At 36.7% G+C, this 12,880-nt stretch carries 9 protein-coding genes; 7 read left to right on the top strand and 2 right to left on the bottom strand.

Annotation, left to right across the window (positions count from 1 at the left end; translation table 11 throughout):
* Positions 1-18: 18 nt before the first annotated feature.
* The 4 genes from zwf (at position 19) to ACE1OF_RS11675 (ending at position 4,808) form a co-directional block, all read left to right on the top strand.
* A complete protein-coding gene (zwf, locus tag ACE1OF_RS11690; RefSeq protein ID WP_448894639.1) occupies positions 19-1,491 on the top strand; it encodes a glucose-6-phosphate dehydrogenase in 1,473 nt (490 codons plus the stop codon).
* 2 nt (positions 1,492-1,493) lie between these two features.
* Positions 1,494-2,189: a 6-phosphogluconolactonase gene (pgl, locus tag ACE1OF_RS11685; protein ID WP_448894638.1), complete on the top strand. Its 696-nt coding sequence runs from the start codon at positions 1,494-1,496 to the stop codon at positions 2,187-2,189.
* Positions 2,190-2,258: 69 nt separating this feature from the next.
* Positions 2,259-4,073 (top strand): phosphogluconate dehydratase, encoded by a 1,815-nt coding sequence (edd, locus tag ACE1OF_RS11680; RefSeq protein WP_448894706.1) that lies wholly within the window; start codon positions 2,259-2,261, stop codon positions 4,071-4,073.
* Positions 4,074-4,160: 87 nt separating this feature from the next.
* Positions 4,161-4,808: a bifunctional 4-hydroxy-2-oxoglutarate aldolase/2-dehydro-3-deoxy-phosphogluconate aldolase gene (locus ACE1OF_RS11675; RefSeq protein WP_448894637.1), complete on the top strand. Its 648-nt coding sequence runs from the start codon at positions 4,161-4,163 to the stop codon at positions 4,806-4,808.
* 18 nt (positions 4,809-4,826) lie between these two features.
* On the opposite strand, the gene ACE1OF_RS11670 is transcribed toward ACE1OF_RS11675, so the two are convergent.
* Positions 4,827-5,213, bottom strand: coding sequence for an RNA-binding S4 domain-containing protein (locus ACE1OF_RS11670; protein WP_448894636.1), 387 nt, complete (start codon positions 5,211-5,213; stop codon positions 4,827-4,829).
* 227 nt (positions 5,214-5,440) lie between these two features.
* Between ACE1OF_RS11670 and ACE1OF_RS11665 the strand changes: the two genes are divergently transcribed.
* A complete protein-coding gene (locus tag ACE1OF_RS11665; protein ID WP_448894634.1) occupies positions 5,441-7,261 on the top strand; it encodes an acyl-CoA dehydrogenase C-terminal domain-containing protein in 1,821 nt (606 codons plus the stop codon).
* Positions 7,262-7,384: 123 nt separating this feature from the next.
* On the opposite strand, the gene fadE is transcribed toward ACE1OF_RS11665, so the two are convergent.
* Entirely contained in the window at positions 7,385-9,805 is a 2,421-nt protein-coding gene (gene fadE, locus ACE1OF_RS11660; protein WP_448894633.1) for an acyl-CoA dehydrogenase FadE, read from the bottom strand.
* Positions 9,806-10,001: 196 nt separating this feature from the next.
* Here fadE and ACE1OF_RS11655 point away from each other — a divergent pair, with 196 nt between their 5' ends.
* Both ACE1OF_RS11655 and ACE1OF_RS11650 read left to right on the top strand, forming a co-directional pair.
* Entirely contained in the window at positions 10,002-10,781 is a 780-nt protein-coding gene (locus tag ACE1OF_RS11655; RefSeq protein ID WP_448894631.1) for a class II glutamine amidotransferase, read from the top strand.
* Between the two features lie 81 nt (positions 10,782-10,862).
* The gene (locus tag ACE1OF_RS11650; RefSeq protein WP_448894629.1) at positions 10,863-12,728 is read left to right on the top strand and encodes a DUF885 domain-containing protein; all 1,866 of its coding nucleotides are present in this window, start codon (positions 10,863-10,865) and stop codon (positions 12,726-12,728) included.
* Positions 12,729-12,880: the final 152 nt, after the last annotated feature.

The raw sequence follows: 12,880 nt of genomic DNA, 5'->3' as shown, positions 1-12,880 counted from the left end.
CGAGGTCTGAACGTTTTTATGAATAAATTAGATAATCAATCAGCTAGTGAAATCGTTATTTTTGGTGCTTTAGGTGATTTATCTCGACGCAAGTTATTACCTGCTTTATATCAATTAGATGCATGTGGTTTAATTAATGAGCAAAGTCGTATTGTTGGTGTAGCCCGTAACGAGCATACTGATGAAGAATTTAAAGAAATTGTATTAGAAAATATTAATACCTTTGTAAAAGAGTCGGTTGACGAAAGTGTGCTAGCACGTTTCATGGCACGATTTGTTTACGTAAAACTGGATATGAAAGAAGTTGATGATTACGCAAGTTTAGCGACAACATTGGCAACAAGTGCAAATAAAACCCGCGTATATTATTTTTCAACACCACCCGTTATTTATGGTGATATTTGTGATGGATTAAATCATGCAGATTTAATTGCTGATAATGATCGTGTTGTTATGGAAAAACCCATTGGCCACTGTTTAGAGTCATCAAAAGTTATTAATAATCAAGTGTCTCGTTTTTTTAATGAAAACCAAATTTATCGTATAGACCATTATTTGGGTAAAGAAACGGTTTTAAATTTATTGGTATTACGTTTTGCCAATTCTCTTTTTACTAATAATTGGGACAGAAACAGTATTGATCATGTGCAAATTACGGTTGCTGAAAGTGTTGGTATAGAAGGGCGTTGGGGTTTTTATGATGAAGCAGGTCAGATGCGCGATATGATTCAAAACCATCTGTTGCAAATTTTATCATTATTAGCAATGGAGCCGCCAGCTGATTTGAGTGCTGAAAGTATTAGGGCTGAAAAACTAAAAGCAGTAAAAGCACTGTCTCCTATAGATCGCTCAAACATTAAAGATAAAACAGTACGAGGTCAGTATACAGATGGTTTTTTGAATGGTGTTGCAGTTCCCGGCTATTTAAATGAAGAGGGCGCTAATACGTTAAGTAAAACAGAAACGTTTGTTGCTATAAAAGCGGAAATTGATAACTGGCGTTGGTCTGGCGTACCATTTTACTTAAGAACGGGTAAGCGTATGCCGGTAAAACACAGTGAGATTGTTGTTCACTTTAAAGCCCAACCGCATAATATTTTTAAAGAAAGTTATAGTGATTTACCTGCCAATAAATTAACCATTCGTTTGCAGCCTGACGAGGGCGTTGAGTTGCAAATGATGAATAAAATTCCAGGTATTGCCTCACAAATGAATATTCAAGAAAACAAACTTGATTTAAGTTTTAGCGATACTTACAAAGACCAACGCGTTATTGATGCGTATGAACGTTTAATGCTTGAAGTGTTGAACGGTAATCAATCATTATTTGTTAGTCGAGATGAAGTTGAAGCCGCATGGACTTGGGCGGATAGCATTATTGATGCATGGCAAGCCACAAATGAAAAACCTAAACCTTATGCTGCTGGTTCTTGGGGTCCCGTCTCTTCTATTTCTTTAATAGCGCGTGACGATCGTCAGTGGGTAGAATAATTATGCATACATTGAATAATTTTGACAGTAAAGCAGATTTAGACGAAGCATTAGCAGAAAAAGTTAGCCAATTACTACAGTTAGCTATTGCAACAAAAGGCAAAGCGAGTATTGCTGTGTCGGGTGGTTCAACACCAACAGGCTTTTTTAAAGTATTGTCTAACAAATCAATAGACTGGAAGAAAGTTACTATAACGTTGGCTGATGAACGTTGGGTCGATTTAAATTCTGATGCAAGTAACACCCGTTTAGTGCACGAAAACTTATTACAAAACAATGCTTCTGTAGCAAAGTTTTTTCATTTAAAGCAAGGTGAAACACTTAGCGAAGAAATATTGGCTGATTTAAATATTGCGGCAGTAAATACATTACTTCCATTGGATGTTGTTATTTTAGGGATGGGCGAAGACGGACATACCGCATCGCTGTTTCCTTGCAGTGAGCAAATAGCAGCAGGGTTAGATGAATCTAATAAAAATGCGTTAATGAAGGTTCAACCTAAAACAGCACCCAATCAGCGTATTACTTTTAGTTTTGCAGCATTAAAACAAAGTAAACACGTTTTTCTACATATTTGTGGTGATAGTAAAAAACAAGTGTTAGAGAAAGCACTCAGCGATAATAATATTTTTGAAATGCCAATTCGTGCTTTTTTACAAGGTAACACTATTGATACCCAAGTATATTGGGCTAAATAGAAGTCGATTGTAAAAATTAATCAAATAATCAACAAATAAATATCAAGAAGTAGGCTTATGAAAATAGCAATGAAACAAGAAATAGTAGACATTACTGAGCGTATAATTGCGCGAAGTGCTGCAACACGAAAAGACTATCTAGCTAAAATAACAGCAGCTAAATCGAATACGGTGCATCGTGCCAGTTTGTCTTGTGGTAATTTAGCCCATGGCTTTGCTGCTTGTAATAAAGAAGATAAACAAGCAATTAAGGGGTTAAACCACTCAGATATTGCTATTGTTTCTGCTTATAATGATATGTTAAGTGCGCATCAACCATATGAAACTTATCCTCAAATAATCAAAGAGGCGGTTAAGTCAACGGGTGGTGTTGCGCAGTTTGCCAGTGGTGTTCCTGCAATGTGTGATGGTGTTACACAAGGGCAACCTGGTATGGACTTAAGCCTAATGAGCCGTGATGTTATCGCAATGGCAACGGCTGTTGGTTTATCTCATAATATGTTTGACGGCGCTTTAATGCTGGGTATTTGTGATAAAATTGTTCCCGGTTTACTTATTGCTAGCATGACCTTTGGACATTTACCTACAGTGTTTGTACCTGCAGGGCCTATGCCTTCTGGTATTCCTAATAAAGAAAAAGCGCGTGTTCGTCAACAATATGCTCAAGGTGAAGTTGATGAAGTAGCTTTATTAGAAGCAGAATCAGCTTCTTACCATGCTGCTGGTACTTGTACTTTCTTTGGGACTGCAAACTCTAATCAACTCGTGGTTGAAGTGATGGGATTACATTTACCAGGCGCTTCTTTTGTCGCGCCTAATACTCCATTGCGTCAAGAGTTAACTAAAGCAGCGGCTAGACAAGTGACTCGTTTAACACCCCAGTCTGGAAATTATATGCCTGTAGGTAAAATGATTGATGAGCGTTCTATAGTGAATGCCATTGTTGCCTTATTAGCAACTGGTGGCTCTACGAATTTAACCATGCATATTATTGCATTTGCTAGAGCTGCTGGCATTATTATTAATTTTCAAGATTTCAATGATTTATCTCATGTTGTGCCACTCATAACTCGTATTTATCCAAATGGTCAAGCTGATATTAATCACTTTCAAGAAGCGGGTGGAATGGCTTTATTGTTTAAAGAGTTAATCAATGCGGGATTATTACATGAAGATGTGGAAACTATTTGTGGTCGAGGCTTATCACGCTATACCCAAAAACCAGTATTTGAAGATGGCCAACTTGTTTGGGTAGATGGAATAGAAAAATCACTTGATGAAGAAGTTATTGCTACGGTTGCCAAGCCATTTAAGCATGACGGTGGTTTGAAAACGCTAAAAGGTAATTTAGGTACGTCTGTATTAAAAACATCATCATTACGTGAAGGCAGTTACGTTATTAAAGCCCCAGCAATTGTTTTTGAAGATCAACATGAATTACAAACTGCGTTTGACAACGGTGAATTAGAAAAAGATTTTGTTGCCGTTGTTCGATTTCAAGGGCCTAAAGCGCGTGGTATGCCTGAATTACACAAATTAACCCCACCATTGGGTGTATTACAAGATAAAGGCTTCAAAGTAGCATTAGTGACTGATGGACGTATGTCTGGTGCTTCAGGTAAAGTGCCTGCCGCCATTCATTTATGTCCTGAAGCATTAGATGGTGGCTTGATCGCAAAAGTGCAAACAGGCGATATGATTAATTTAGATGGTGAAACTGGTGAATTAACCTTGTTAGTTGATGAACAAACACTAGCAGCACGTGATAATGCGCAATTCCAAGTAAATGGGCATCATCAAGGTATGGGGCGTGAACTTTTTGGTTTTATGCGTCGTAATCTAAGTTCGGCAGAAACAGGCGCTTGTTCTTTGTTCACAGAATAAAAAGTGGTAAGCAATACGTTGATTATTGAGTTGATTAACGGAAATTACGTATTAAATATTATTAAATGTAAAAAGAATTGAGGATTTATGACAGCATCAAAAAATTGGCAAATCATGCCAAAGGAACTTTTCGCAATGGGGCCAATAGTTCCAGTATTAGTGATTAATAAAGTAGCAGATGCTTTGCCAATTGCAGAAGCACTTTTGGCTGCCAATATTAAAGTACTTGAGGTGACTTTACGTACACCAGCAGCACTTGATGTGATTAGTATTATCGCTAAAGAATTACCTGAAGCTGTTGTTGGTTCTGGTACAGTAACAAACCGTCAACAGCTACAGCAGTCTGTTGATGCGGGTGCTAAATTTGCAATAAGTCCTGGTTTAACAACAGATTTATTACAAGCGGGTAACGAAGGTGAAATTGCGTTAATTCCAGGTATATCCTCAATTTCAGATTTAATGGATGCATCAGATTTAGGCTATGATCATTTAAAATTCTTTCCAGCAGAAGCGTCTGGTGGTGTGAATGCCATTAAATCAATTGGCGGTCCTTTTCCTGGTATTACTTTTTGTCCAACAGGGGGAATTAACTTGAAAAATATACGTGATTATTTAGCGTTGCCCAATGTGGCGTGTTGTGGAGGCTCTTGGTTGGTCCCGAACAGTGCAGTTGAAAACAAAAATTGGTCTGAAATTACTAAACTGTCTAACGAAGCGTTGGCATTTGTAAAATAAACTACATCATATTGTCATTTAAAAAGAAATTGGCTTTCTTTTATGTTGCTTAGCAGTATCCTCTTGAAGTGATACTGCTTTTTTTTGTTCATTATTTTCTTGTTGCTTTGCTTTAGTGTGAGTGACTGGCTGAATAATTTCATTTAATTCAGGTTTTGGCTGTTCTTCTAGTTGTAAATTCTCATCAACTACAACTTGTATTACTTCTCCATTAAATTCAATAATATCATTATGGTATACCTTTTTCCTTTTTTGATATTCTACCTCGCCATTGAGTAATACGTAGCCCTCACTAATGACAACTTTTGCTTCACCGCCACCGGTAACTAAATCAGCAATTTTAAGTAATTTACATAACTCAATGGGTTGTTGATCAAGTTGTATTTCTAAATAGCTCTCTGACATATTGTTCTCTGTATTGTAAATAATTTATTATGGCCTATTATTTTATCATTTTTGAAAAAATATACTTCAATATTTTATTAATACTAACAGTATGTTAATAAATAATTTCAGCATGGTGAATTAAATAACTTTAAAAATAACTTGTATAAGTGGTACGACCAGTGTTTTAATTAGTATTATCGTCATCGAAACAACGCCATAAATATATTCAGTGGTAGGAGTAAACAATGCTTAGTTATAAAGCACCCATAGCAGACATAAAATTTTTAATTGAAGATGTATTTGACTTTTATGGTCATTACAAAAAATATCCTGAATTTGAAGAGGCAACCCCTGATTTGGTTGATGCTATTCTTCAAGAATGTGCTAAATTTTCTGAAAATGAGTTATTACCTTTATACCAAAGTGGTGATAAAGAAGGTTGTACCTTTAACAACGGTAAGGTAACAACGCCTAAAGGGTTTAAAAAAGCATACGATCAATATGTTGCTGGTGGTTGGCAAAGTTTGTCTCATCCTGTTGAACATGGTGGACAAGGGCTACCACCATCGTTAGGTATGGCCAAATCAGAAATGATGGGTACAGCTAATTGGTCTTGGACAATGTATCCAGGTTTAAGTCATGGTGCAATGAACACAGTGCAAACACATGGCAGCGAAGCGCAAAAAGAATTGTATTTAACACGTTTAACTGAAGGTACGTGGACGGGCACTATGTGTTTAACGGAGCCACATTGTGGTACCGATTTAGGACAAGTTAAAACAAAAGCAGAGCCGAATGAAGATGGTACATACAATATAACGGGTACCAAGATATTTATTTCAGCAGGCGAGCATGACTTAACTGATAATATCATTCATATTGTGTTAGCAAGGCTTCCTAACGCACCTGCTGGTACTCGTGGTATATCTCTATTCATTGTACCTAAAATGAAAACAGATGCTCAAGGTAATGTGGGTGAATCTAATCATGTTACTTGTGGCTCAATTGAAGATAAAATGGGCATTAAAGCTTCTTCTACAGCGGTATTAAATTTTGATAATGCTGTGGGTGAATTAATTGGACCTATGAATAAAGGGTTAGAATGTATGTTCACCTTTATGAATACTGCGCGAGTAGGCACAGCGTTACAAGGCGTTTGTAGTGCAGAGTTAGCATTCCAAAATTCGCTAATGTACGCAAAAGAACGTTTGTCTATGCGCTCTCTTACGGGTAAGAAGTTTCCTGATAAAGTTGCAGATCCTATTATTGTTCACCCTGACGTACGTAAAATGTTGATGACACAAAAAGCCATTTCTGAAGGTGGTCGTGCCATGATTTATTACACGGCTAAAATTGTTGATGAAATAGAAATGGCCAAAACAGATGCTGAAAAAGAAGCTGCTGATGAACGTTTAGGTTTTATTACACCAATCCTTAAAGCTTTTTTAACAGAACTTGGTTCAGAAAGTGCTAACCACGGTTTGCAAATATTTGGTGGTCATGGTTTTATTAAAGAGTGGGGCATGGAACAGATTGTTCGAGATGCGCGTATTGCTACACTTTATGAAGGAACAACAGGTATTCAGGCATTAGATTTATTGGGACGTAAAATTTTACTTACTCGTGGTAAATCATTAAAGGCTTTTGCTAAAGAAGTATTAATCTTCTGTAAAGATAGAAGTATGATTTCTAGTAATCCACATAAACGTCAAATGAACAAATTTGTATGGCCGTTAAGTAAAGCTGTTGCAAATTGGCAGCAGTACTCCTTACGATTAGCGATGAAAGCAAAAAATAATAGAGATATCGTTGGCTCAGCATCAGTTGATTACTTAATGTACTCTGGTTATATTGTGATGGCGTATTTTTGGGCTCAAATGGCGCAATCAGCTTATGAAAAATTAGCTGAAGGTGTTGAAAATCGTGATTTTTACCGTGCAAAAATTAAAACAGCTGAATTTTATTTTGAACGCATGTTGCCTAGAACTAAGTCACTGGCGAAAACCATGATGGCAGACCCTAAAACTCTGATGCAACTGGATCAAGAGTTATTATCTTTTTCATAAAACAAAGAATCATTGTTTTATAATAAAAAACGCACAAGCTAACACTTGTGCGTTTTTATTTGTAATCACATAATTTAGTTTGAACAACCAGATTGAAAATTTACTTATTAACCTCAACTCGGTTTAAGCAGACACTGACAACTCACTGCTATCAAAATCATCAACGCTTATAGTTGCTTTTCTACCATGTTCGGCTTTAATCAGTATTTCTGCTTCTTTTTCAGTAATCGCGTTAGCCGCTAAACCGAGTGCCGCTGCGTTGTCTAAGTCATAAAAAGGTAGTTGTTTATCTAACGCAATACACACTTTTGCAAAAATTGGTTCACAGGCAATAATATCTTCTAAAGTTTGTTCTAAAATGCCAAAAACATTTTTACCATCTCTTGTTAAATATTGCCATTTACCCAATCGATTTCTTGTCTCACTGGGGGTTTGTAATAATCTAGCTACTTGATGGTCTAAATCATCTGAGGGTTTTGTTAACCAGGTGCCAAAAGGGAAAATAATGCCTCTTAACATATACGCAACCCCTCTATTAGGAAAGTTACTTAGCAACTCATCAATGGCTTTTTGAATATTATATAATGAATCTTCAACTGCCCACTGTAATAAAGGTAAATCGTCTTGTTGTCTACCTTCATCATTAAATCGTTTAAGACAGGCACTAGCAAGATATAAGTGGCTGAGTACATCACCAAGACGTGCAGATATACGCTCTTTACGCTTTAAATCTGCGCCGAGTACCATCATAGCAATATCGCTTAGCATGGCTAGATTTGAGCTAAAGCGTGATAATAGTTGATAATAGTGTTTTGTTTGATCATTAAAAGGAGCCGATAAAAAACGGGCTCCAGTTAGCGAGCACCAGAGGCTTCGGCTGATGTTACTAATGCTAAAACCAATATGACCAAATAACGCATGGTCAAAATCGTGTAATGATTTTTCTGCATTTTCTTCGTTGGCTGCTTGTAATTCAGCTAAAATATAAGGATGGCAACGAATTGCACCTTGCCCATAAATGATTAAACTGCGAGTCAAAATATTTGCACCTTCAACGGTAATTGCAATAGGTGCGCCTTGGTAACCTCTTGCAAGATAGTTGCTAGGCCCCATGCATATACCTTTACCGCCATGAATATCCATAGCATCGGAAATTGAAGAGCGCATTTTTTCAGTTAAATGATATTTTGATATAGCTGACACTACAGAGGGCTTTTCACCTAGGTCAATTGCCCCAGTTGATAATGTTGTAACAGCATCCATTAAATAGGCATTACCACCAATACGGGCTAATGGTTCTTCAATGCCTTCCATTTTTCCTATTGGTAATTTGAATTGACGACGAATTCGGCTATAGGCCCCAGTTGCTAGTGCAACGGTTTTTATACCACCTGTACTGTTAGAAGGTAATGTTATTGCTCTTCCTACTGACAAACATTCAACTAGCATACGCCAGCCATGGCCAGCCATTTCTTTCCCACCAATAATGTAATCTAGAGGCACAAAAACATCTTTACCTTGGGTAGGACCATTTTGAAAAGGAATGTTTAATGGAAAATGTCGACGACCGATAGTAACACCTTCCATATTGGTTGGAATTAATGCGCAGGTAATACCGAGTTCTTTCTCATCACCTAACAAGCCATCAGGATCTTCAAGTTTAAAGGCTAAACCTAACACTGTCGCTACGGGAGCAAGGGTTATATAACGTTTATCCCAATTTAATTTTATCCCTAATATTTCCTCATTTTCAAAAGTTTGTCGGCAAATAATACCAGTATCAGGAATTGCGCCTGCATCAGAACCTGCTTCAGGACTGGTTAATGCAAAACAAGGAATTTCTTCACCAGTAGCTAAACGGGGTAGGTAATAGTCTTGTTGGGCTTTTGTACCGTATTCTTGTAATAATTCTCCAGGACCAAGGGAATTAGGTACGCCTACTGTACTGGCAAGTACGGAGCTAACGCCAGTTAACTTTTGTAGAACTCTAGACTGTGCATAGGCTGAAAAATCTAAACCGCCATATTGTTTTTTAATGATCATGGCAAAAAATTTATTGTCTTTTAAAAACTGCCATACTTCAGGAGAAAGATCAGCCAATTCATGAGTTGTTTGCCAATCATTAACCATAGCGCAAACTTCTTCAACTGGCCCTTCTAAAAAGGCTTTTTCTTGTGCGCTAAGACGAGGTTGAGGGTAATTATGTAGTTTTGACCAATTTGGATTGCCACGAAAAAGTTCAGCTTCAAACCAAGTTGTTCCAGCATCTATTGCTTGTTGTTCCGTTTCAGACATTTGTGGCATTATTTTTTTAAATAATGTCAGCAATGGCATACTAATAAATTGTAGCCGAATATTATCAATATTAAGTGGTAAAGCAATTACCCCAAAGAGTAACCAAGACACAAACCCAATAATATTGAAAAAAGTACCTATAGCCATTAAAGCAATAAAGGCAAACGTAAATGTTGATAAGGAAGCCCTAGAATAACTCATAAAGGTAATGAGTGAGAATGCTGCAATTATCCAGATAAAAGTATCCACAAAATATCCTTGTTGTTAAATAGAAATAAAGTAATTAAAACTATTTTAATGATTAGTTGTATAATCTAGTTATAGAGTAAATTTACAAGATAACCAAGCATTTGTTTTGGTTTTTTAATGATCTATTTTGATTTAACCCTTATTGTTATTCTTACCATAAGTTGTATTTTTTTTAGTTTAAGCGAAAGGTTTAGTTATGTGTGAACTGTTAGCCATGTCAGCTAATGTACCAACCGATATTTGTTTTAGTTTTAGTGGTTTAATGCAACGAGGAGGAAATACAGGTCCTCATAAAGATGGTTGGGGAATCACTTTTTACGAAGGCAAAGGCTGTCGTAGTTTTAAAGACCCCGAGCCAAGCGCGCATTCCCCTATTGCTGATTTGGTTACCAGATACCCTATAAAAAGTGAATCTGTTGTTTGTCATATACGCCAAGCCAACTCTGGCGGCGTGTGTTTAGAAAATACCCACCCATTTATTCGACAAATGTGGGGTAAAAACTGGACCTATGCGCATAATGGTCAATTAAAAGGTTTTAAGGAAACGTTACCTGTTAAGTTTCACTTACCAATTGGTACAACGGATAGTGAACATGCTTTTTGTTGGATATTAGACCAATTGCATTATCAATTTGGTGCTACTCAACCTTCATCAAAAGTGTTATTTAAATTTATCGCAACATTAACTCATAAAATTGATGCGCTTGGTGTTGCTAATATTATTATTAGCGATGGTGAATGTTTATTTGCCTATTGTTCAAATAATTTACATTGGATAACACGCTGTGCACCGTTTGGTAAAGCCAGTTTAATTGATGCTGAAATGGCGGTTGATTTTCATAAAGAAACAACCGCAAATGATATTGTTACTGTAATAGCCACTCAACCGCTAACCGAAGATGAAACTTGGCACAAAATGGAACCAGGAAGCTGGCATTTATTTCGTTTAGGTGTATCCATTTGTTGTGGTAAGTAAGTTAATTGTTTGTACAATAGAAAAAAGAAAAAGAACTAGCTGCTTTTAGCTTCAAAATATAATCACTGAAAAGGATTCACCATGCGTACACCATTATCCGTAGTAACACTGGCCGTTATGTTAGCGGCCTGTCAGCCTAATACAACCAGCAATAATCAAAAGGATGTAGTATCAGGCAATTCAACTAAAGCGGTTGCTGTTGCACAAAGTGAAAGCGAACGCATAAATGAATGGTTTGCTAAAAAATACGAAGAGCAATTACAAGAAAGCCCTATGATGCTAACGTTTTTAGGTCGTAAAGAGCATTACGATAAAATTGATGTGATGACTGAAGCAGAAGAAGTTAGAAAATTAGCATTGCAAAAGCGAGATGTGGAAGAGCTTAAAGAAAATTTTGATTATGATAAACTGAATGATGAAGCAAAGATTTCTTATGACATTTGGCTTCATCAATATGAAGAAGCCGTAGAAGAACGTCGGTTCAATCAAAATGCTTATATTTTTACTCAAATGCAAGGTATTCAGGCTTTCGTAGCACAATTTTTGATTAATTTTCATAAAGTTGATGAAGAAAAAGATATGCTTGCTTATATATCGCGTATTTCTGGTATATCTCAAGCTATTGCCGACTTACTTGTCAGGGCACAATTAAATGCAAGCAAAGGGGTTAGACCTCCTAAGTTTGCTTATGAAGGCGTAATTGAACAAGCACAAGCATTGATAACTGGCGCGCCTTTTACAAAAGAGGGTGATGATTCAGCCTTATGGGCTGATGCTAAACGTAAAATCACAAGTTTGCTTGATGCAAATAAAATAGATCAGACTAAAGCTGATGAACTACTTGCAGAAGCTAAGGGTGCTTTAAATACTAAATTTTTGCCAACATATCAATCGCTTATTGCTTGGTTTGAGAAGGATATTGTGAACACTGATAAAGTATCAGCAGGTGTAGGATCACAGCCTAATGGTGAAAACTATTATAACTTTAGATTAAAAGCATCAACAACAACGACACTAACAGCAAATGAAATTCATGAAATTGGCTTGTCTGAAGTTGCTCGTATTACTAAAGAAATGATAGCGATTAAAAATAAAGTTGGATTCGAGGGGGATTTACAAGCCTTTTTTAAATTTGTGAAAACAGAACCACAATTTTTCTATTCTAATACTGATGAAGGTCGTCAAAATTACATCTCAGATGTTGAAGGTTACTTAGCGAAAATTAATCAGCAGTTACCCCACTTTTTTGGCATTTTGCCTAAGGCTGAACTTGTTGTTAAACGAGTTGAAGCATTTAGAGAGCAAGACGGAGCAGCACAACATTACTTTCCTGGTACGCCAGACGGTTCAAGACCTGGTACCTATTATATACATTTGTCTGATATGACCTCATTACCTAAAAATGAAATGGAAGGGGTTGCTTACCATGAAGGTAACCCAGGACATCATATGCAAGTATCTATTGCCCAAGAGTTAACCTCTATTCCACAGTTTAGAACTCAAGCAGGCTTTACAGCTTATCAAGAGGGCTGGGGTCTTTATGCTGAGTTATTAGCAAAAGAGATGGGAGGTTATCAAAATGATTTTTCTGATTTTGGGCGTTTAGTCAATGAAATATGGCGAGCTGTACGTTTAGTTGTTGATACAGGCTTGCATGCTAAAGGGTGGACTGAAGCAGAAGCTATTGCTTATTTCAAAGAGAAAACACCGGTATCGCCTCAAGCGATTACATCAGAAATCAGACGTTACATTGTTCTACCTGGGCAAGCAACAGCTTATAAAATAGGCATGTTGAAAATTTTAGAATTACGTGCTCATGCTGAAAAGGAACTTGCGGATAAATTTGATATTAAAGGTTTTCATGACACTATTTTAGGCGGAGGAGCTATGCCACTCTCTATTTTAGAGCGTCGTGTTAATACTTGGATTGCTAAAAATAAAGAATAAAGGTAAAGAAAATGACAAAAACCTAAAGTGATTACTTTAGGTTTTTTTTATGTATTATACCAAGTTGATTAAGTTCTTTCCCACTCAGCGAGAATTAAAAGGCTTAGAGGCAAGGCATTGATTGAAGAGAATGGTCATTCCCTTGTCAAAAT

This window comes from Colwellia sp. E150_009 (assembly GCF_053543955.1).
This window is presented reverse-complemented; position numbering and strand designations above follow the sequence as displayed.